The following is a 19,406-nucleotide window of genomic DNA, read 5'->3' on the forward strand; positions in this document are numbered from 1 at the left end:
TAAAGTTGTCTTAAACCGCAGCCGGCCGGCTCGCCGCTATCGCTCGAACCGGTACAGCTTCCCGTGCCGCGGATACCCGATTGCGGGCCCACGGAAGCCTCTCCGGACGAGCTCGGCCCGCATCAGCATCATCAGGGCGCCGTGGCTGACGATGAGGATGCGGCGTTCCGGCCCGGCGAGCAGCTCGTCGAACAGCGCCCGGATGCGCTCCTCCGCGAGCCGTATATCCGCCCGCGCGCCGGCGTCGAGCCGCTGCGACAGCCTCGCGTAGACGGCCCACCACGCGTGCGGCAGTTTGATCCGGCTCCGGGGAATCGGCAGCGGAACTTCGCGCAGCTCCTCCCGCCGCTCGACGGCGCCGGAGAAGATCGCCTCCGCCGTCCCGTACGCCCTCGGCAAGTCGCTGGCGACGCAGCGCTCCCACGCGGCGCCGCCGAGGTCCGCCTCGCCGAGTTCGATCGGCGCCTCGTCGTAATCGGCGTACCATCGCATCGCCTCGTCGGCCGGCACGAAGCGCTTCGACGGCGGCGCGAGCTTCACCCGATAATGCCGCATCAATCCGATCTCCATTAACATCCCCTCGCCTCGTATTGCCCCCGAGTATAATCAAGCTCGCCGTTTCCGTCAAAACGCGCTGCAATCCCCGGCGCCGGCTGGACGGCCAATATGAGGCATACAGAATCAAAGAAAATAGCCCCGGGGGATCGGGGCCTTGTAAAACTATCGAACTTCGTTTACGATGCGCTGCCGTTTAATCAATAGGATTGGTCTTTCGGAGGATTACGTCTCTTTGCCCATCTCGGTTTATAGATGGACAACATGATCGCGATAACCAAAAGTAAGCAAATAAACAGTGATGGATAAGCTGCTAGGAGCGAATCTGTCGATTCCACACCTCTTCTTAACCAAACACTCATCAAAATCATAATTACCATGGAAAGCACGAGCTTTACTGCAATCCACATTTGGAATGCTTTCCTGTAGAACATAATAAACAACACCATGCCCGTCATCATGCTTCCTATGCCGCTTGGAATCATTACGCCATAATACAATGTCCCTGATATTGAAGGCTCTCTTGCCAGAAAATTCATTACGAACAAAACAAAAGCAACTATGGTCCAAATGCTTATGAAAACAATATGTGTGGGAAGCATAATTTTCCTTGCAACAGTTTTTTTCATCCCTTCCGGTACCTCCTCTCCTTCCTGTTCTCTCGTTACATGGTATGAATCACAATTTTGTACTCGTAATATACACTCGTAAGCAGCCCTGAAAACCGCAAATTTTTGCGCTTTGCACGCAAAAATAATTTGGGTGCTCCTAAGTTCGGACGAACGTGCATCTTCTCCGACTGCCTTATTAATTTTGCCTGCTCCTCTCGGCCCGCGCCTGCCGGTAAGCGAATCGGCGGATGACGTCTATTCTTCTTCGGTCGGAACGATCGGACGATAGGACACCGGGGAAGTCAAAATCACGGACGTGTTCACGTAATTACTGTAGTTCATCAGACGATCCACAAGCTCGCGGAGACCGTCCATTCCGTTCACGGCCGCCTTGATGACGTACCCGATGTGTCCCGTGACCCGGTGGCATTCCAGCACGTCCTTCTCCTCCACGATCATTTTCTCCCACTGCTGCGCGGGAATTTTCAAATCGCTGATTTGGATGATGAGCTGCGTATTCCGCCCGATCGCCGCGGGCGATACGCGCGCCGAGAACCCTTCGATAATTCCTTTTTCCTGAAGACGGTGCAGCCGTTCGGCGACGCTCGGCCTGCTCAGCGACAGCTGTTTGGACAGCTCGCTCACCGTCATGCGGGCGTCTTCCTGCAGCAGTTTCAGTAGCGAAATATCGATTTTGTCCATTTTCCCCGACCCCTGATTTTCAATATGCAACAAATACTAGCAAATTCCATTCGAAATCGAAAGGAATTTCGACGTTTTTTAGTCAGATCTGCATGTGATTTTCAAGTTTCCTATTATAACATGGAAACACAAGGCGTCGATTTCGGAGAGGGGATTACAACTATGCATGAACAACGGGGCGTCATGAATCGTCCGTTATGGATCGCTGCGGGTTGTTTGTTGATCAGTTTAGGACTTATCGTGCTCAAGCATTCGGAGGTCGTCACGGGCGGAACGGCGGGGTTGACGCTGTCGCTCTCTTATATGTTCGACGTTCCGTTCGCTTTGCTGTTTTTCGTCATTAACATTCCGTTTTATTTCATCTCGGTCATTCAGATGGGATGGAACTTCACGCTGTCCACGATCGTTTCCGTCGTGTTGGTGACGCTGATGACCGCGGTCGACCGCTGGCTGCCGGATTTCGTTCTGAATATGTATCTCGGTACGTTCGTCGGCAGCGTCCTTTGCGGCATCGGCTTGACGACGCTGTTCGTCAACCGCGCTTCCTTAGGCGGGGTCAACATTATGGCCTTGTATCTGCAAAAGCGGTTCGGAACGAATCCGGGAACTGTCAACTTCGCGTTCGATACGCTCATCGTCATGCTCGGCTTCTATTCCGTCGGAGCGCTGCAAGGGGCGCTGTCGATCGCGTCGGTATTCATCGTTTCGAGCATCATCGGGTTCGCCAAGAAGAAAATATCGGTCGGCAACCGGTTTGCGCCGAGTCCGCCGAGACGGACCGTCGCCGGGTAAAGAGGAACGGCCCTACCAACGAGAACCCCCGTCGCGGACGCGACGGGGGTTCCCGTTTATGTTATGCGCGCTTGCCCTCGCCGAGGCGCTCGAACAGACGGTCCAGCGCCGCTGTCGGGATCGCGCCGTACCGGTCGCCGACGGCGAGCTCGAAGTAGCTGCGGTTCTCGCCGGCTGCCCTGACATAATGCGTCACTCCGACGCCCGTGCCCCGAATGACGTCCGTAAGCCACGACTCGGCCGCCTCCTTCGGCATCGACAGATGCACATGGAACATGTTCGTGACCGGCGTCTCCGGACGCGTGGACATGCCGGGACATCGGTTGAACCGTTCGGCCAGCCGCACCGCTCCTTCGTAATACCGCCCCATCGAATCCTTCCGCCGTTCGAAATAATAATCTGCGCTTAAGACGTATGGATAAAGGCTGATCAGATCGCCGCCGTGCCGCCGCTTCCACACCTTCGCCTCCGCCCCGAACGAGGCGTCCCCCGCGAGCACGGCGCCCGCGATGCCGCCGATGCCCTTGTAGACGGACAAATACACGCTGTCGAACAGGCGGCACGCTTCCTCGGCCGTTCTGCCGTAGTACGGCAGCGACTCCAGCAGCCGGGCGCCGTCCAGATGCAGCTTGATCCCGCGCTCCTTGCAATGCGAGGAGATCGTCTCGAGCTCCTCGTACGAGGGCAGCTGTCCTCCGATTTCGCGCTGGGGCAGTTCGAGCAGAATGGAAGACACCTCTTCCCTCATGTCGAGCACGTCGGCGGCGCCCAAGACGCGATCCCGGTCCGAGAGCAGCACGGCTTCGATGCCGTGCAGCTTTTTCAGCCCGTCTTCTTCGTGGATTTCGAGATGACTAAGCGGATGGTACGCGACGCGCTTCAGTCCCTTGCGGTCGCACCAGATGCGCAAAGCGATCTGCTGCGCCATCGTGCCGCTCGGGAAGAAGACGGCCGCCTCTTTGCCGAGGAACGCGGCCATCTTCGCTTCGAATCGCTCGATCGCCTCCCCGGAGCCGTACATGTCGCTCTCCAGCTCGCCGTCGACGTCGCGGAACGCTTCCTTCAGCACCTGAACGGTTCGTTCGGAGTGGCCGGCCAATCGATATGCGCTTTGCTTGAAGGCTTCTCTCAGCTTCGCTGCGGATTCGCTCATCTGCGCTTCGAACCTCCTCTTTGCCGCGGGCGAGACCCGGTTCGGGACGCTCGCTTGGTTTGTTCATTATATAACCGGAGGGAATCGGCTGCCAAAAAAATTGGGATGATGGTATTGACATTATTTTCATGAGGGTGTAATTTATTGATCAATAAATAACCGAACGAAAGGATGTCTCCTTCCCCATGAGTCCTAAAGAAGACGCCGGCGAGCGCAAACGGCAAATTCTCGCGGCGGCCGCGGCGTTATTCGCGGAATTCGGCTACTACAAGACGACGACCGCGGACGTGGCCCGCGCCGTCGGCGTCACGCAGCCGTACATTTTCCACTTTTTCAAATCGAAGGAGGAGCTGTACTTGGCCGTCCTGAAGCAGGCGAACGAGCGCATTCTGCATGCGTTCGAGGCGGCGGACGCCCCTCCGGAGCTGCTCCCGGAGACGATGGGACGCGCGTTCACGGATCTGCTCGTCGATTACCGCAACGAAATTTTGCTCGTCATGACGGCGTTCACGATCCCGGAGCCGGCGATCCGCGAGTATACGCGGAAGGAATTCGACGCCGTGTACGATCGCATCAAGGAGCGTTTCGAAGCGGCCGGGTTGCCGAACTCGGAATTTCTCGCCAGCAACTTCATCGGCCAAGGGCTGATTTTGACGATGTCCGAAGCGCTTGATCTGCCGCGCATTTGCGCCTGGAACGATAAACATCCCCGCGCGAACTCGTAGCCGGGTCGCGGCGCTGCCGGCAACGCGCGAACCGACTCGCCGGCGGCGCGTCCCGCTTTATTGCGGGCACTTCTTTTTGGCTCAAATTTATTTATCAATAAATAATAATTAGGAGTTGATCATCCCCATGTTTACCCCTGCTCGCATTCGTTTGTTGTCCGTCACCTGCATCGCCTTGTTTATGGCTATGCTCGACAATTTGGTGCTGGGCGTCGCCCTGCCGTCGATCCAACGTTCCTTCTCCGCCGACGTCTCCGATCTGGAATGGTTCATGAACGCGTACACGCTCGCTTTCTCCGTGCTGCTCATTCCGTTCAGCGTGCTCGGCGAACGGTTCGGCCGCAAGCGCGTCTTCCTCGCCGGCGTCGCGATGTTCACGGCCGGCTCCGCTCTCGCGGGGCTTAGCGGCAGCTCGATGGAGCTCATTCTCGCCAGAGCGCTTCAGGGCGTCGGCGGCGCGGCCATCGTCCCGCTCAGCCTGACGCTCGTGAACGCGGCGTTCCCCGCGAACCTGCGGGCCGCGGCGCTCGGCATCTGGTCCGGCATTTCGGGACTCGGCCTGTCGATCGGACCGCTCGTCGGCGGCCTGATCGTCGAAGGCGCTCCGTGGCAGCTCATCTTCTGGGTGAACGTGCCCGTCGGCGCGCTGGCACTCGTGTTCGGCTCGCTGTGGCTTCCGGAATCGCGCGGCGAGCGCAAGCCGATCGATCCGCTGGGCATCGCGCTCATCGGCTCCGGTCTGTTCTGCCTCGTCTACGGTCTCGAGCACGGCAACGCGGACGGCTGGACTTCCGTGAAGGTCGTCGGCCTGCTGACCGGCGGCGCCCTGCTGCTGACGCTCTTCTACTTCTGGGAACGTTCGCGGAAGGAGCCGTTCGTCCGCTTCGAGCTGTTCCGCAGCGGCTCCTACGCCGCGTACATCTTCACCGGCTTTTGGATGAACGCGGGCATCTTCGGCTCCATTTTCCTGCTCACGCTGTTCCTGCAGCAGGCGCAAGGATATTCCGCGCTGGAAGCGGGCGTCCGGACGATGGCGTGGACCGGCTGCACGATGGCGGCGGCGCCTCTCGCCGGGCTCGCGATTTCGAAATTCGGCACGAAGACGGTGCTCGGCGCGGGACTGCTGCTCCAAACGATCGCGCTGGCGGGCTTCGGGCTGCTCATCGCGGCGAACGGCGTCGACTTCCCGTTCTTGGTTCAAGCGCCGCTCATGATGCTCGCCGGCACGGGCATGGGGCTCAGCTTCACCCCGCTCGCCCACGGCGTGCTGTCCTCGGTGCCGGAAGCGTCCGCGGCGGAAGCGAGCGGCATCAGCAACGCGGTCCGCGAGCTCGGCGGCGTGTTCGGCATCGCGATCGGCGCGACGATCTTCCAGTCGGGTTCCGCGATTCAGTCGCCGGCCGACTTCGGCAGTCACGTCGTGCCCGCGCTGTACGCCAGCTCCGCCATGATCGCGGCCGCGTGGATCGCGCTGGCGGCGTTCGCCCGAAGCGGCGCGGCGCGGCGGAACGCCGAAGCCGAAGGCGCGGCGAAGCCGGTCGGCAGCGCCGGCTGACAGCCCTTCCCGCGGCCCTTTCGCGGCCCTTCCGCGGTCCGTTCCGAGCGCGTCCGAGCCGCCGGCGCCGCCGATGTGAAAATGAATCGAAACTGTGCTACAATACTGAAATTACCTTAGCACACACGTTCGGAGGGTATTCGATTCTCATGCTCATCATCGGTATCGCCGGCGGCACCGGATCCGGCAAAACGACGGTAGCCCGCTCCGTCATCGACCGTTTGGGAACGGATAAAGTGACCTTTATCTCCCAAGACAACTACTATAAGGATCACTCGCATCTGGAGTTCTCCGAGCGCGAGACGATCAACTACGACCATCCGTTCGCTTTCGATAACGATCTGCTCGTCGAGCATCTGCTCGCTCTGCAGTCAGGCCGCACCGCCTACGCGCCCGTCTACGACTTCACGAAGCACGCCCGCTTCCCGGATCGAACGGTGGAGCTTGCGCCGAACAACATCGTCATCATCGAAGGGCTGCACGTGCTGTCCGACGAGAAGGTGCGCCAGCTGCTGGATATCAAAGTGTTCGTCGACACCGACCCCGACGTGCGCATTCTGCGCCGCGTGCTGCGGGACATCCAGGAACGCGGACGGACGATCCAGTCCATCCACGACCAGTATTTGAACACGGTCAAGCCGATGCACGAAGCGTTCATCGAGCCGTCCAAAAAATACGCCGACATCATTATCCCCGAAGGCGGGCACAACGAAGTCGGCATTCAGCTGCTGTCTATTTTGACGGAAAAATATTTGTCCGGCGGGCGCTTCGACTGAACGCGCGCGGCGGCGCAACGCGCAAGGCCCGGGATCCGACCGATCCCGGGCCGTTTCTCTATATCCGAAGCATGACTTTCTCGCCGCGCCGGGCGCTCTCGATCGCCCCGAACACCATCGCCATGCTCTTAATGTTGTCGGACGCGTCCGTCTCGGCGGGCCGGTTCTCCTGCAGGGAGGCGAACATTTCGTCGAGACAGCCGGCGTGACCTTCGCGCCCGTCCCAAAGGATCGGAAGCTCCCGCTCCACGGCCGGCTGCAGGAACAGCCCCGGCTGCGCCTCTTCCACGACCTGGCTTCGCGGCGCCTCGCGGCCGTCCCAACGGATCGTCCCGCGGCTTCCCGTCATGCGCCAATCCGCCTCCCACGACGTCGAGAATCCTTCCGCGCACCACGAGCCACGGTAGCTGAACACCGAACCGTCGCTCATTTCGAAGATGCAGATCGCGGACGCATTGCCCCGGTACCAAGACCCCGGGGGATTGTATTCGTGGCAGTATACGGACACGGGATCGGCTCCGCTCATGAAGCGGGCCTGATCGAACGTATGGATCGCCATATCCAATATGAGCGGGCTGTCCATCAGCTCGCGGAAGCCGCCGAAATGCGGCCCGAGGAAAAAGTCGGCGTGCAGCGAGCCAACGGAGCCGATCGCCCCGGCGGCCGCGGCGTCGCGGACGGCGCGAATGTGCGGGTGGTACCGGCGGTTTTGCATAACGGCGTACCGCCGGCCCGTCGTCCGCGTCAGGGCGAGCAGCTCCCGCGCATCGTCCATCGACTCCGCCATCGGCTTCTCGCCGAAGACGTGGCAGCCGGCTTGAAGCGCCGTCGACACGACCCGCTTATGGCTGGACGGCACGGTGACGTCGAAGACGAGATTCGCGTCCGTCTCCGCGATCGCCCGTTCCAAATCGGTAAATGCGGGGACGCGCAATTGATGGCGTTCCGCGGCCGCGAGCGCCGACTCCTCCCGGATGTCGACGAGGCCGACGATGTCGGCGTCGTCCCGCCCCTTCGCGTACTCGATCCACGCGTTCGACATGGCGCCGCACCCTGCGACGACGATTCGATACCTTTGTTCCATGCTTCCCTCTCCACCGCCTGTTCCGCCGACTCTCGTCGGCTCATATTTCGTACCGTCGGCAATTGCGCCGCTAGCATTGCCGGACTGCTGCCGGCTCGAGCTCCGGCTCCTCCTGCGTACCTTACCCTTTATATGGCTGCTTATATGGCTGCTTGAACGGAAGTCCTATTAGCATTGTAGTATTGTTCGATGTCCGTCCACCGCTCCAGCGCGATGCGCACGATGTCGGGATCGAATTGCGTGCCGGCGTTGTTCCGGATCTCCTCGATCACATCGGCCATGTCCAACGCGTTCCGATACGCCCGGTTCGAGCACATCGCGTCGATCGCGTCGGCCACGCCCAGCACGCGGCCGATGAGCGGAATTTGCTCCGCCCGCTGGCCGAGCGGGTAGCCCCTCCCGTCCCAACGCTCGTGGTGGTGGAGCACGCCGACGACGATTTCCTGCGGGATGTTCAGGTTGGAGCACAGCTTGGCGCCGTTCGTCGTATGCTCCTTCATCAGCCGGTATTCCTCGTCCGAGAGGCGTCCCTTCTTCAAGAGTATGCTGTCCGGAATCGAAAGCTTGCCGACGTCGTGAATCAGCCCGCAATTATATACCGTCTGCGGATTCAATCCCGGGATCCGTTCGGAGAGCAAGCTGGCGATATGCGCCACGCGCTCCGAATGCCCTTGGGTGTAGGCGTCTTTCGCCTCCACGCTTTGCGACAACGTCAGGATCGTCTGAAGGTGCCGCGCCTCCGCCATGTATCGCCAGCGGAGCTCTTTCACGACGAAGTAAATGATGAAGACGAGGATGAGAAACACGGTCAGGACGTCCAACAAAATGACCGTCTGCTGCGCCGGCTCGCTCTCGTCGAACAAAAACAGGATCGACAAGACGACGTTGAGCACGAGCGACGCCGCCGACGCGAAAATATAAATGCCTCGCCCTTGGAACAGCAGCGAAAACACGGGGATGAGCACGAACACGCCCGCGAGCGCCCACTCCCGCATGAGGACGAACACGAGCGAGACGATGAGCAGCGCATTCCCGACTAGCACGTACGGCGCGAATCTGTCGGGCAGGAGCTTATGCGCGAGCGAGGGCAAAAACCCGATCCCCAGGATAGCCGCCAGCGTCTCGTAATGGTTCGCGGGGTAAATCCAATAATGCCGCAGGGATAAGATAAGCAGCGCGAAATACGTTGACGCATGTCCGATCGCCATCAATTTGCCGGCCTTCGTGGACGTTAGCCGGCGTAAGCGCGAAACACCTTCCATGCTGCGTCTTCCCTTCATGCTGTGTCGTTGTCTCCATTATATAAAGAATGCCCGTGCTCGTACATGACCTTTCTTATAGGGCGGCGAGCCTTCTTTTATCGAAATAACAGGCAGGATATTGGAACTGATTACCGAATACAATGGCGTATAAAGCAACAATATGGAAAAGGAGACTGCATATGTATTCAAAAGACGAAAGAATGTTCGGCATGCTTTGCCACCTAATTGCTCTGATCGGATTTGTGATCCCGTTAGGATCGATCATCGGCCCGCTTGTAATTTGGTTAATCAAAAGGGACACCTCCTCCTTTATCGATAGCAATGGGAGGGAATCGCTCAACTTCCAAATCAGCGTTGCCATTTACGGGATCGCGTCAGCCATTCTCATTCTCGTAGGGATTGGCATTATTCTTTCGATCGCCGTAGGCATCTTCTGGCTCGTGATGACGATTATCGCTTCCGTTAAGGCGAATGATGGCGTTGCATACCGGTATCCGTTGACGATCCGCTTCCTGTAATTGAATGCAAGAAAGCTCCACAGCTAAAGGACATGAGAGTTATGAACAGGCTGCCTGCATCAACGGCAGCCTGTTGAACTAACTGGGCAGTAGAGTTCAAGCAAAAGGATTGGCTAAAATGAGGGGAAATATAGAGGTGGCTACTTATGCTTCCAATCAAAGTTGACGAAATCCCCAACGAAATAATCGACTGCTTAGATTCAATTAATGACATTAAATTTCCAAGACAAGGTCATACATCTGATGTTGGAATAGTTGAAAGTGCGAAGGGGCGCTTTATTTTAAAACGTACAAAGGGCAAGCAGTATTGTTCTTGGTTAACCAATGAAGTACGCATCCTTAAATATCTAAACAATACACCGTTGCCAATACCCAATGTTTACTTATTTGTGGAGCAAACAAAAGAGAATCAATCATGGGCATTACTACAATATTTCGAAGGGGAAACCTTGAGGCAAGCATTACCTAATGAGAAGAATAAGAATAAAAAGCATGAAATGATATTCGAATTTGGTGCAGTCTTAGCACAAATTCATTCAACTCCATGCCCAAAAGATATAATGTGGGATTCTGATTGGTTGGAAGAAATGTTGCGGCGAGCAGAATTTAATCTTAAAAATGATTCGGTCGATGGAACGCCTGAATTACTGGAGGAATTAAAAACAAACAAACCCGCGCCAGTAAAAAATACCTTAATTCATGGTGATTTTACTATTGATAATGTCATTTTTCATGATGGAAAAGTAACTAGCGTTATTGATTGGAGCGGCGGCGCGTTTGGAGACCCAAGATATGATTTATCATTAGCGATTCGACCGAAGCCCAATGCTATTGAAACTAAATCGGAAATTGATGCTTTCTTTGAAGGATACGGAAAAAAGATATTAGATGAGCGAGAGTACAAATATTTTGAAAACGGACTGTACGCATTTTTCTAACTTACTAATTGCTTCGCACGGCCGCTGAACAATCTTGGCAGTTTTGCGCAACTTGGGAAGTCGTGGAAACGTAAACTTGAAAAGGAGTGTTGGGCCTTTTGTGTTGTGTCATTGTCAGAAGTAAGGAGGAATTTGATTGAGGTGGTCGAGTTACTTTTTCAGGGTGATGTGGTTTTTGGGGTTAATTTTTATGGTTACTATGAGTTACGAGCTTGAAATTATAGTTCAAAGGAACAGTTCGAGCAGTTTTCAGTACCACGCATCCTTTTGGTATTTCTCCGTTGCACCCACTCTCTTCGGTATTTATCTCTCCTTGCTCTTCATAAAAAGATGGTCGGTAAAAATAAACATGCCGTTACTTCTAGGTGTTAGTGTTCCATGTCTTGCATTGACGTTGTATTCTCCTGTCATTTACACGATCGTTACCATGTCGCCTTCCTATTCAACGGTACCGATCCCGTTTTGGCTTATGAAGATATCCCAATCCGGCATGTTTAGCATGATTTCAGCCTTCGGGGGATTTTCCTTGTTCATTGCTTTATTTAGTTCCGACCGTGTAAGGGGTTTACGCTAGCGGGGACGAGACCTCCTTATTCTTCGGCTTCGGGGCAACAAGCGGAGGCGATGGAAATGCGTTGATTGAGAGTAAATACTCTAAAAACTCTGATGAATTATGCTCCCGGGTACGATCGTTAGATGATAGACACAAACCCCACATTGCTGTGGGGTTTGTGTTTGGTCCAAGGCTCAACCGCAGCCGATTATCCGACGTACCGCGTCGCCTCGCTGGGCGGAATGCGCAGCACCTTCCGCGCCGGCAGGCTGGCGAACGCCAGCGCGGCGCCGAGCGTGCCGAAGAAATAAACGGCCAGCGTCCCGAGCGGGAGCGTCAGCGATTGCCCGAGATCGCCCGACATCAGGGTGTCGAAAATGATGTAACTCATGTACGTGCCGATCGTAAACCCGATGACGATGCCGAAGCCGCCGATGAACGCGCCTTCGAGCAGCAGCATCCAGAACGCCTGGCCGGCCGACACGCCGACCGCCCGCAGCATGCCGATCTGCTGCTGCCGCTGCCGCACGAGCCGGTACATGACGACCGTCAGCCCGATCATGCCGATCGCGAGCGCGAACTGGTTAAAGCGCAGAAACATGCGGATTAAATATTCGCCTGCGCGGTAGTACCCTGTCTCGGATTCTACGATGTTGATGACGTCGGCTACGTTCTGCAGCGTGAGCCCTCTTTCGATCGACTTCTCCAGTTCCGGGTCCGGGCGCTCCAGCTTGACGAGCACCGTCGAGTGGAGTTCTTCCGGTTGCTTCGCGAGGTCGGCGAGCGCTTCGCGGTGCATCCATAGACCGAACGACTCCGGGTGATATCCCGTCGTCTCCGCGACGGCGATGATCCGCTTGGCCGCTGACCGGTCGCCGATGCGCACGGGGAATTCGTCGCCGATCTCGAACATCCCGCTCCGCACGTACACCAGCGCATCCTCCGAGACGATGATCGCCTCTTTGTTGCGGGTCAGCTCCAGCCAGGCGTCCCGATCGCTCGCGAACCGTTCGTCGCGCCGCCTCAGCTCGACGTCGTTGATTTCGGCGAAGGCGGCATCCACCCCGTTCGCCTTAAACAAGAACGGCCCCCACTCGCCGACCTCCTTCTTCCACAACAGCTGCGTGACGGCGGCAAGGCGGAACCCGCTCCCGTCGTCGACCTCGCCGGAGGCGAGCAGCCCGCGCTCCATCTCCTCCGTCGACAGCGCCCGCTGATCTCTCGCCAGCAGATCGAAGCCGCCGGCGGCCTCGCGCGGGTCGGATTTCGACAGCATGACCTCCAGCGCCCCGTTGTAGACGAGCGGAAAGCTGACGAAGCAGGAAATGGCGGCAAACATGAGCATCAAGAGCCCGGTACGGAGCGGGTTCGCATTCAAATTCCGGAACGCCGTCCGCAGCAGGAACGTCGGCGCCGGAAGCGACCGGAACGGCAGCAGCAGCGCGTCGCACAGCCAGCGCAGGCACTGCATGAACAACAGCACGAACAGCGGCACGGACAGCAGCGTCGTCAGCATGACGAGCGCCACCGCGTCCTCGTTCACCCATTCCCTGCGTATATCGGGAATGGCCGTGACAATGACGAGCGCCCCCGCAGCGACGCCGGATGCGACGAGCAGCCACAGCTGCGCCAAGGAGCTTCGCCGCCTCTCCCGCTCCGGCGCCGCCGGCGTCTGCAGCGCCTCGACGATCGAGAAGCGGACCGCCTTGCGGGAGATCGCCCACACGCAGCCGAACACGATCGAGAGGCCGATGGCGAAGCCCGCGAGCAGCGCTCCGGGTACGACCGCGAAGCCGAAGCCGTCCGAAGCATTGCCGGAGAACGATTCGACCATCGTCCGGCTGACCGAGACGGTCAGCACGTAGGCGAGCGCCGTACCGGCCGCGACGCCGATGACGCTGGCTGTAAACCCGTAGATCAGCCCCTCCGTCCGCAGCAGCTTCTTCAGCTCTTTCCGCCCGAGGCCGATAGCGCGAAGAATGCCCATCTCCTGCCTTCGTTCCTCCGCGACCATCTTGAAAATGTTCGTGATCAGCACGATGCCGATCAGCACCGCGTTGCTGCTCGTCATGCCGAAGATGACCGTAATGAATTGCGCCGCATCCCGGAACGTGCGCGCCGCGTCCTCGCGGACCGGCGCCGCCTGCCATCCGATCGAGGGCGGTTCCGTCAGCAGCACGTTCGTGTACGCGCCCTCTTCCGCGCCGAGCAGCGCCCGCACGGTGTCCGGATGCAGCAAGACGGTCGCTCTGGCGCCGGCGACGCCGCGGTAGCCGGTGACGCCGCGCTCCGGCACGATGTCGGCAACCGTCAGCGCATGCTCCCGGTTGGACGCGTCCAGCACGTGCACGGTGTCGCCCGCACGCACGTCCAGCGCCTCCGCCGCGCCGACCGACAGCACCGCCTCGCCCGTCCCCGGCGCCGTCTTCCACAGCTCCGCGAGCGACGGGTCGAACCGGACCGCCTCGCCGCGGTCGACGCCGAGCGCGTACAAGTTCGGCACGGCCAGCAGCCGTTCGCCCGCCTCGTTCTTGACGAGCATCGTGAAGACGGCGGCGGCAACGGGCAGCGCGCGCCCCCTCGACCTCTCCGTCGCTAGGCGGATGTCTTCGTCTCGGAAGTAGGAACCCTCCAACAGCCGCTGATCCGTCGACGCCATATCGTACGCGATCGGGCCGAAGTGCCGCTCCATATCTTGTTCAATCGTCCGCTGCAGCGAGGCGCTCGCGGCGAGCGTCATCGTGATCAGCGCGGTGCTGACGGCCAGCCCCAGCGCCGTCAGCAGCGACGTCTGGCGGTGCGACCATACGTTGCGCCACGCCATTCTCCGCACGTGCGGGTAACGCACAAGGCTGTGCGCCAAATACAGCAGCAGCGCCCCGGCGACGGCTGCGGCGACGGCGACGGCTGCGGTTGACATCATGTCCACCCCCACGCCCCGTCGCGACGGTCGTTCCGCTGCTTCGCCCGCTCTTCGATCACCTTGCCGCTGTCCATGAAGAGCGTGCGGTCGGCGTAAACCGCCACGTCGGGGTTATGCGTCACGATGACGAACGTGATTCCCTCCACGCGGTTCAGGTGCTCGATCAAATCCATCACCAGTACGTTCGTCTTGCTGTCGAGCGCGCCGGTCGGTTCGTCCGCCCATACGATGGAAGGCTTGTTGACGATGGCCCGGGCGATCGCGACCCGCTGCTGCTGGCCGCCGGACAGCTCCCCGGGGCGATGGTTCGCCCGCTCCTTGAGCCCGACGCGGGTGAGCGCCTCGACCGCGCGCTCCCGCGCCTCCTTCGGCTTGACGCCGGTGCATAGCAGCGGCATTTCGACGTTCTCGGCCGCCGTCAGCACCGGAATCAAGTTGTACGCTTGAAACACGAAGCCCATCCGGCTCGCTCGGAACGCGTCGCGCTGATGAGGCCGCAGCGCGGCGTAATCGGCGCCCTCGACGCGCACTTCGCCCTTGCTGATGTCGTCGAGTCCCGACAAGCAGTTGAGCAGCGTCGTTTTCCCGCATCCGGACGGCCCCATGATCGAAATAATTTCGCCTCTGGCGATTTCGAGCGACACGCCCTTCAACGCTTCCAGGCTGTTTTCGCCGTGGCCGTACATTTTCCACACATCCCGCGCCTCGATTAAGGCTTGTTCGCCGCTCACATTCGCCCCTCCTTTCCTCCGTTCGACGCCCCGCCGCTACGGCTGCAGCGGAAACACCGGGAGCCTGACGGTAAATTCGGTTCCTTCCCCCACCCGGCTCGCGACCTGAATCGTTCCCCCGTGGGCTTCGATAAATTCCTTGGCGATGGCAAGGCCGAGTCCGGTGCCGCCCGACGCGCGGCTGCGGGACGCCTCTACCCGGTAAAATCGTTTGAAAATATAAGGCACATGCTCCGGAGGAATGCCCGGCCCGTTATCCGCGACGTCGATCCGCAGCGTCCCGTCCTCTTCCGCGTAACGCACCGTGACGGCGCCGCCCTCGGGCGCGTAGCGAATCGCGTTGCCGATCAAATTGACCAGCACTTGTTTGATGCGGGTCCGATCGCAATACACTTCGCCGTCCCACTCGCCTTCCACCCGGATGGTCGCCGCCTTCTCCTCCGCCTCCATCTCCATGATGGAGACGATCTCCTGCAGCGTCGGCGCGATGCCGACCCAGGCGCGGTCGAGCTGCAGCCGGCCCGCCTCGGCCAAATTCAAGTCCCGCATGTCTTGGATGAGGCGCGACATGCGCCGCGTCTCGTCCAGCAGCGGCACGAGATTTTCCGGCTTCAGCTCCTCCGCGCCTTTCAGCATCGTCTCCAGATGACCGCGGATGATCGCGAGCGGCGTCCGCAGCTCATGCGCCACGTCGGCGACGAGCTGGTTGCGCGTCTCCTCGCCTCTCGTCAGCTCGGATTTGAGCGCATTAATCGCGCGGGCGAGCGAGGCGAGCTCGTCGTCCGCTCCGGGCAGCTCGACGGCGTGCAGCGCCGGGTGAAGCCGCACCGCCTCTGCCTGTTCGGCGAGCGAGGCGAGGCGCCGCGAGGCGGTCGCCGCCAGCGCGAACGACAGACCGCCGACGACGAACGCCGCGATCAGGCAGGCGGCCGCCAGCTTGACGCCGCCCGACCGCGCCGGCACGATGCCCGGCGCCGCCAGCACCGCCGCGCCGGCGGTCGCTCCGAAGACGGCCATGCCGTACCCGAACAGAAGCCAGCCGAGCTTCGCCTGCGCCTTCACGCGAAATCTCCCATTTTATACCCGACGCCGTGCACCGTGAGGATCATCTCCGGGTTGGAGAAGTCGATTTCCAGCTTCTTGCGCAGGTTGCGAATATGCGTATCGATCGTCCGCTCGTAGCCGGTATATTCTTCGCCCAGCGCGATTTCGAGCAGGTCGAGGCGGCTGAACACGCGGCCTTGATGCTTCGCGAGCGTGACCAATATTTTGAATTCCGTGGGCGTCAGGGCGACCGGCTGACCTTCCAGGTACACCGTATGTCCCGGCAGGTCGATCGCAAGCCTTCCCCGCCGCCATAGCGGATCGGGCTCCGGTTCCGGCTTCCGCTTATTCGTCCGGCGCAGCACGACCCGAATTCTCGCCTCCAGCTCGCGCATCGAGAACGGCTTCGTGATGAAATCGTCCGCCCCGATTTCGAGTCCGAGCAGCTTGTCGATCTCTTCGGACTTAGCGGTCAGGAAGATGACGGGAATGTCCGAGAACGTCCGCAGCTTGCGGCAGACGTCCAGCCCGTTCATTCCCGGCATCATCCAGTCGAGCAGCACCAGATCGAACGCGCCGCCCGCCTCCAGCAGCCGCAGCGCCTCCGCCCCGCTGTGAGCCTGCCGAACCGCATAGCCTTCGTTGATCAAATACGAAGCGATGAACGACGTCATTTTCTCCTCGTCGTCCACGACCAATATGTTTACGATAGACGCTTGTTCCATGCCGCTGACCTCACCTGTCGAAAGGATTGTTTGTCTTCCTAATAGTTAGGTTACTGTATTCGACGCCGAGCGGCCTCCCCCTCTTTTCCGACGCGCTCTCGAAACGGGGGAAGCGGCAGCGCGGCGGACGCCGCGGCTGCCGCCGGATGCGTTACTCGATATTGCCGCCCGCGATGCGGTCGCCGGCGTTGCCCGCCGGATCGGTCATATGGTCGTCTTCGGCGGCATGGATGATGAACGATTTGCCCCAAATAGAGTTCGGAGCGCCTTTATCCAAGGACAGCCCTTCGGCGACGAACGACGCGCTGCCTTTGCCGTCCGCGCCGACGATCAAGTTGTCGAAATCGCCGACATGATGCCCTTCCGGATTGTGCTGCCCGTGCTTTTTGCCCTCGGGATTGTAGTGGCCGCCCGCCGTTTTGAAGTCGTTGTTCTCGAACGCCTTCTCATGCAGATGGAAACCGTGCGGCCCCGGCGTCAACCCGGACGCTTCGATTTCGACGCGCACGCCGCCTTCCGCCGCGGACAACAGCGCCTTCCCGATCGCCGCTCCCGCAGCGTCCACGATCGGCACCTCGACCTTGCCGATATAGATCGCCTTGTTCGCGCCGTCCCAATGGACCGGCTCGTTCACCAGCTCGCTGACCATACGCACGGGCACGTACGTCGTGCCTTGGTAAATGAACGCTTCGGGCACCTTCGTTCCTTGGTTGTCGAACGTGCCTTCGGCCGAGGACCGGTCTGCTCCCTGAACGAAAAATTTCAAGTTTTCGATCGTCGCGGCGATCGGCTGCTCCTGCGCCATCGCGAGCCCCGAGAAAAACAGCGACCCGCACAGGAACGCGGAAGCGACGTGGGTAACGGTGAATCGTTTTTGCATAATGTAGAAACATCCTCCTTCGATTGACTTTCACACATCGAATCGTACTAGAGCGGTTTGAAGGTTGTATCGGCATTCGCCGAACTTCGTGCGCGCAAATTGCGAAGATTTTGCGAAGCGGCGAGCAGCGCGGCGAACGCGGCGCCGTTCAACGCCCCGACGGCGAGCCCGTCGTAGATGTGATGTTCCCTGAACGTCTCCGCCGGACTGTGCAGCGCCCAGGCGCTTAGCAGCAGCGCCGCGCCCCAGGAGGAGCCGCCGGCGAGCGTCCATAGCCAGCGCATAGCCGGCGCCTCGCGCCTTGCGAGGGCGCACAGCCAGCCGAGGAGCGCCCCTCCGGCGAGGCCGACCCAAATATAGCCGATCTCCTCACCTGACCGCGCATCGAGGAACGCATGCGTCGCCGCGAACGCCGCCATATGCGCCAGCGTCCACCGCCCGCCGCCCGGCAGCCCGAACCCCTTCATCACCGCCCACTGCAGCAAGCCCGCGACGCCTCCGGTGATGAGGCCGAACGCAAGGCCGACGACCGCCGCGATCAGCTTCCAATTTTCGCCTGTATACCCGCCCGGAAAATGCCCGAAATACCCCGCGAACGCGTACCCCGCCGCGGACGCCGCCATCCATGCCGCCCAAAACGCCGCCGTTCTCATATACGCCTCTCCCGCCTTTTTCGTGATGACTGCATTGTACAAAAGAGGTATTAACAATTTGCGGAGATGTTGCGAGGATTTGAAGCGGACCGGTCCGCGACGACAAAATCCCGGCATCGTCTTCGCAAATCCTTCGCATGGGATATTTACAATGGAGAGAAACGAGGGAAAAGGAGAATCGCGATGGACAAGAAGCAAACGATTTCCCCCGGGGCGCTGTTCGCCGCGGCGGGCGCCGGGTTCGCCTTGTACAGTTCGTACGATTGGCATGGGATGGGGCGGTTGATCAATACGGGGGATCCCGACCACCGGCTTGCCGACTACGCCTTGTTTCTCGTTCCGCTGCTGCTGGGGTGCGGAACGGCGCTGCGATACCGCGGCGCGGGAGGCCGGGGGACGCGCGCCGGGGTCGGCCTCGCCTGCGTCGGATTCGCGCTGCTTGCGGCGGCGTATTTTTTTGCGAAGTGGATTTACCATGCGGAGATTCCGATCTTCGTGCTGCTGTTTTATCCGGGCACGCTGATTGTATCGGCCGCCCTGCTCTTGCTGGCGGCAGCCGACCGGAGCAAGGCCGTCCGAACGGCGCTGGCCGCGGCCGCGCTGCTTGCGCTTGCGCACGCCGTCGCCCCGCAGTTTGCCGCCGCGTCCTACGGCAAGCCGATCGGCTCGGAGGTCAAATGCTGGACCGGCATCGCGCTGGGCGCAAGCTGGATGCTGCTCGGCTTGGCGACGCTCCGGCGGCGGGCTGCACCTTCGGCGCCGTCGAGCGGACGAACCCTCGGCGGACGCGGCTAGGCGTAATGCTCGCAACGCCGCGCACGCCGAGCTCTTCCAACAGGAACGCCTTCGCTTCCGCCGGGCCCGTCAGTTCGAGCCGAACGCGCTCGTCTCCCGGCCGGTACGCCGTAAGCCGCATCGTCAGGAACGGGCAGCAGCGATGCTCCAGCGGCATCCATTCGGCCAGCCGGCCGAGCAGCTCCGGTCCCGGCTCCAGCGCGAACGCGTACCCGTCCGGCAGCTCCTCCCATCCCGCCAGCCGGCTTCCGAAAATATCCCTCTTCAGCTCCTCGTACCGGCGTCTTTCCTCCGGAGCGAACGTCAGTCTGGAGCAAGCGATGCCGCAATCCGCACTCATGCCGATTCCTCCCTTTCTTCGAACCATATGATTGTCAAGCGCACCGGAGTTCCGGTATGCTGTCGGATAACAGGTTACGACTTCAAGTCGA

19 protein-coding genes are annotated in these 19,406 nt (G+C 60.0%); 7 read left to right on the top strand and 12 right to left on the bottom strand.

What is annotated here, in order from left to right:
- Nucleotides 1–36 precede the first annotated feature (36 nt).
- The 3 genes from VE009_RS04680 to VE009_RS04690 form a co-directional block, all read right to left on the bottom strand.
- Entirely contained in the window at nt 37–576 is a 540-nt protein-coding gene (locus VE009_RS04680) for a histidine phosphatase family protein (RefSeq protein WP_325006247.1), read from the bottom strand.
- A gap of 179 nt (nt 577–755) precedes the next feature.
- Nucleotides 756–1,184 carry a hypothetical protein gene (locus VE009_RS04685; protein ID WP_325006248.1) on the bottom strand — a complete coding sequence of 143 codons (429 nt, stop codon included), beginning with the start codon at nt 1,182–1,184 and terminating at the stop codon, nt 756–758.
- Between the two features lie 237 nt (nt 1,185–1,421).
- Nucleotides 1,422–1,868 carry an Lrp/AsnC family transcriptional regulator gene (locus VE009_RS04690; RefSeq protein ID WP_325006249.1) on the bottom strand — a complete coding sequence of 149 codons (447 nt, stop codon included), beginning with the start codon at nt 1,866–1,868 and terminating at the stop codon, nt 1,422–1,424.
- A 162-nt stretch (nt 1,869–2,030) separates the two neighbouring features.
- Between VE009_RS04690 and VE009_RS04695 the strand changes: the two genes are divergently transcribed.
- Nucleotides 2,031–2,660, top strand: coding sequence for a YitT family protein (locus VE009_RS04695; protein ID WP_325006250.1), 630 nt, complete (start codon nt 2,031–2,033; stop codon nt 2,658–2,660).
- Nucleotides 2,661–2,721: 61 nt separating this feature from the next.
- On the opposite strand, the gene VE009_RS04700 is transcribed toward VE009_RS04695, so the two are convergent.
- A complete protein-coding gene (locus tag VE009_RS04700) occupies nt 2,722–3,813 on the bottom strand; it encodes a threonine aldolase family protein (RefSeq protein WP_325006251.1) in 1,092 nt (363 codons plus the stop codon).
- A gap of 185 nt (nt 3,814–3,998) precedes the next feature.
- Here VE009_RS04700 and VE009_RS04705 point away from each other — a divergent pair, with 185 nt between their 5' ends.
- From VE009_RS04705 to udk, 3 genes are all read left to right on the top strand, one after another.
- Nucleotides 3,999–4,538 (top strand): TetR/AcrR family transcriptional regulator, encoded by a 540-nt coding sequence (locus VE009_RS04705; protein ID WP_325006252.1) that lies wholly within the window; start codon nt 3,999–4,001, stop codon nt 4,536–4,538.
- Between the two features lie 127 nt (nt 4,539–4,665).
- Nucleotides 4,666–6,093, top strand: a complete 1,428-nt coding sequence (locus VE009_RS04710) for an MFS transporter (protein ID WP_325006253.1) — start codon at nt 4,666–4,668, stop codon at nt 6,091–6,093.
- A 149-nt stretch (nt 6,094–6,242) separates the two neighbouring features.
- Nucleotides 6,243–6,869, top strand: coding sequence for a uridine kinase (gene udk / locus VE009_RS04715; RefSeq protein ID WP_325006254.1), 627 nt, complete (start codon nt 6,243–6,245; stop codon nt 6,867–6,869).
- Nucleotides 6,870–6,927: 58 nt separating this feature from the next.
- Here udk and VE009_RS04720 read toward each other — a convergent pair whose 3' ends face one another.
- Together VE009_RS04720 and VE009_RS04725 are read right to left on the bottom strand one after the other, a co-directional pair.
- Nucleotides 6,928–7,953 carry a Gfo/Idh/MocA family oxidoreductase gene (locus VE009_RS04720; RefSeq protein ID WP_325006255.1) on the bottom strand — a complete coding sequence of 342 codons (1,026 nt, stop codon included), beginning with the start codon at nt 7,951–7,953 and terminating at the stop codon, nt 6,928–6,930.
- 140 nt (nt 7,954–8,093) lie between these two features.
- Nucleotides 8,094–9,215 carry an HD-GYP domain-containing protein gene (locus VE009_RS04725; RefSeq protein WP_325006256.1) on the bottom strand — a complete coding sequence of 374 codons (1,122 nt, stop codon included), beginning with the start codon at nt 9,213–9,215 and terminating at the stop codon, nt 8,094–8,096.
- Nucleotides 9,216–9,394: 179 nt separating this feature from the next.
- On the opposite strand from VE009_RS04725, the gene VE009_RS04730 reads away from it, so the two are divergent.
- Both VE009_RS04730 and VE009_RS04735 read left to right on the top strand, forming a co-directional pair.
- Nucleotides 9,395–9,733 (top strand): DUF4870 domain-containing protein, encoded by a 339-nt coding sequence (locus VE009_RS04730; RefSeq protein WP_325006257.1) that lies wholly within the window; start codon nt 9,395–9,397, stop codon nt 9,731–9,733.
- 146 nt (nt 9,734–9,879) lie between these two features.
- Entirely contained in the window at nt 9,880–10,671 is a 792-nt protein-coding gene (locus VE009_RS04735; protein ID WP_325006258.1) for an aminoglycoside phosphotransferase family protein, read from the top strand.
- Between the two features lie 761 nt (nt 10,672–11,432).
- On the opposite strand, the gene VE009_RS04740 is transcribed toward VE009_RS04735, so the two are convergent.
- The 6 genes from VE009_RS04740 to VE009_RS04765 form a co-directional block, all read right to left on the bottom strand.
- Nucleotides 11,433–14,147: an FtsX-like permease family protein gene (locus VE009_RS04740; protein WP_325006259.1), complete on the bottom strand. Its 2,715-nt coding sequence runs from the start codon at nt 14,145–14,147 to the stop codon at nt 11,433–11,435.
- Nucleotides 14,144–14,878, bottom strand: a complete 735-nt coding sequence (locus VE009_RS04745) for an ABC transporter ATP-binding protein (RefSeq protein ID WP_325006260.1) — start codon at nt 14,876–14,878, stop codon at nt 14,144–14,146. The genes VE009_RS04740 and VE009_RS04745 overlap by 4 nt, the downstream gene beginning before the upstream one ends.
- Nucleotides 14,879–14,914: 36 nt before the next feature.
- Nucleotides 14,915–15,940, bottom strand: a complete 1,026-nt coding sequence (locus tag VE009_RS04750; RefSeq protein WP_325006261.1) for a sensor histidine kinase — start codon at nt 15,938–15,940, stop codon at nt 14,915–14,917.
- On the bottom strand, nt 15,937–16,647 hold the full coding sequence (locus VE009_RS04755; protein ID WP_325006262.1) for a response regulator transcription factor: 711 nt from the start codon (nt 16,645–16,647) through the stop codon (nt 15,937–15,939). The genes VE009_RS04750 and VE009_RS04755 overlap by 4 nt, the downstream gene beginning before the upstream one ends.
- Nucleotides 16,648–16,798: 151 nt before the next feature.
- On the bottom strand, nt 16,799–17,527 hold the full coding sequence (locus VE009_RS04760; RefSeq protein ID WP_325006263.1) for a superoxide dismutase family protein: 729 nt from the start codon (nt 17,525–17,527) through the stop codon (nt 16,799–16,801).
- A 47-nt stretch (nt 17,528–17,574) separates the two neighbouring features.
- A complete protein-coding gene (locus VE009_RS04765) occupies nt 17,575–18,180 on the bottom strand; it encodes a hypothetical protein (protein ID WP_325006264.1) in 606 nt (201 codons plus the stop codon).
- Between the two features lie 183 nt (nt 18,181–18,363).
- Here VE009_RS04765 and VE009_RS04770 point away from each other — a divergent pair, with 183 nt between their 5' ends.
- Entirely contained in the window at nt 18,364–18,975 is a 612-nt protein-coding gene (locus tag VE009_RS04770) for a hypothetical protein (protein ID WP_325006265.1), read from the top strand.
- Nucleotides 18,976–19,406 lie beyond the last annotated feature (431 nt).

It is taken from the genome of Paenibacillus sp. (assembly GCF_035645195.1).
GTDB lineage: Bacteria > Bacillota > Bacilli > Paenibacillales > YIM-B00363 > Paenibacillus_AE.

What these genes read in the sequence shown, in the direction of transcription:
- VE009_RS04680 (WP_325006247.1), bottom strand. Translation starts at nt 576, where the DNA reads ATGTTAATGGAGATCGGATTGATGCGGCATTATCGGGTGAAGCTCGCG.
- VE009_RS04685 (WP_325006248.1), bottom strand. Translation starts at nt 1,184, where the DNA reads ATGAAAAAAACTGTTGCAAGGAAAATTATGCTTCCCACACATATTGTT.
- VE009_RS04690 (WP_325006249.1), bottom strand. Translation starts at nt 1,868, where the DNA reads ATGGACAAAATCGATATTTCGCTACTGAAACTGCTGCAGGAAGACGCC.
- VE009_RS04695 (WP_325006250.1), top strand. Translation starts at nt 2,031, where the DNA reads ATGCATGAACAACGGGGCGTCATGAATCGTCCGTTATGGATCGCTGCG.
- VE009_RS04700 (WP_325006251.1), bottom strand. Translation starts at nt 3,813, where the DNA reads ATGAGCGAATCCGCAGCGAAGCTGAGAGAAGCCTTCAAGCAAAGCGCA.
- VE009_RS04705 (WP_325006252.1), top strand. Translation starts at nt 3,999, where the DNA reads ATGAGTCCTAAAGAAGACGCCGGCGAGCGCAAACGGCAAATTCTCGCG.
- VE009_RS04710 (WP_325006253.1), top strand. Translation starts at nt 4,666, where the DNA reads ATGTTTACCCCTGCTCGCATTCGTTTGTTGTCCGTCACCTGCATCGCC.
- udk (WP_325006254.1), top strand. Translation starts at nt 6,243, where the DNA reads ATGCTCATCATCGGTATCGCCGGCGGCACCGGATCCGGCAAAACGACG.
- VE009_RS04720 (WP_325006255.1), bottom strand. Translation starts at nt 7,953, where the DNA reads ATGGAACAAAGGTATCGAATCGTCGTCGCAGGGTGCGGCGCCATGTCG.
- VE009_RS04725 (WP_325006256.1), bottom strand. Translation starts at nt 9,215, where the DNA reads ATGGAAGGTGTTTCGCGCTTACGCCGGCTAACGTCCACGAAGGCCGGC.
- VE009_RS04730 (WP_325006257.1), top strand. Translation starts at nt 9,395, where the DNA reads ATGTATTCAAAAGACGAAAGAATGTTCGGCATGCTTTGCCACCTAATT.
- VE009_RS04735 (WP_325006258.1), top strand. Translation starts at nt 9,880, where the DNA reads ATGCTTCCAATCAAAGTTGACGAAATCCCCAACGAAATAATCGACTGC.
- VE009_RS04740 (WP_325006259.1), bottom strand. Translation starts at nt 14,147, where the DNA reads ATGATGTCAACCGCAGCCGTCGCCGTCGCCGCAGCCGTCGCCGGGGCG.
- VE009_RS04755 (WP_325006262.1), bottom strand. Translation starts at nt 16,647, where the DNA reads ATGGAACAAGCGTCTATCGTAAACATATTGGTCGTGGACGACGAGGAG.
- VE009_RS04760 (WP_325006263.1), bottom strand. Translation starts at nt 17,527, where the DNA reads ATGCAAAAACGATTCACCGTTACCCACGTCGCTTCCGCGTTCCTGTGC.
- VE009_RS04765 (WP_325006264.1), bottom strand. Translation starts at nt 18,180, where the DNA reads ATGAGAACGGCGGCGTTTTGGGCGGCATGGATGGCGGCGTCCGCGGCG.
- VE009_RS04770 (WP_325006265.1), top strand. Translation starts at nt 18,364, where the DNA reads ATGGACAAGAAGCAAACGATTTCCCCCGGGGCGCTGTTCGCCGCGGCG.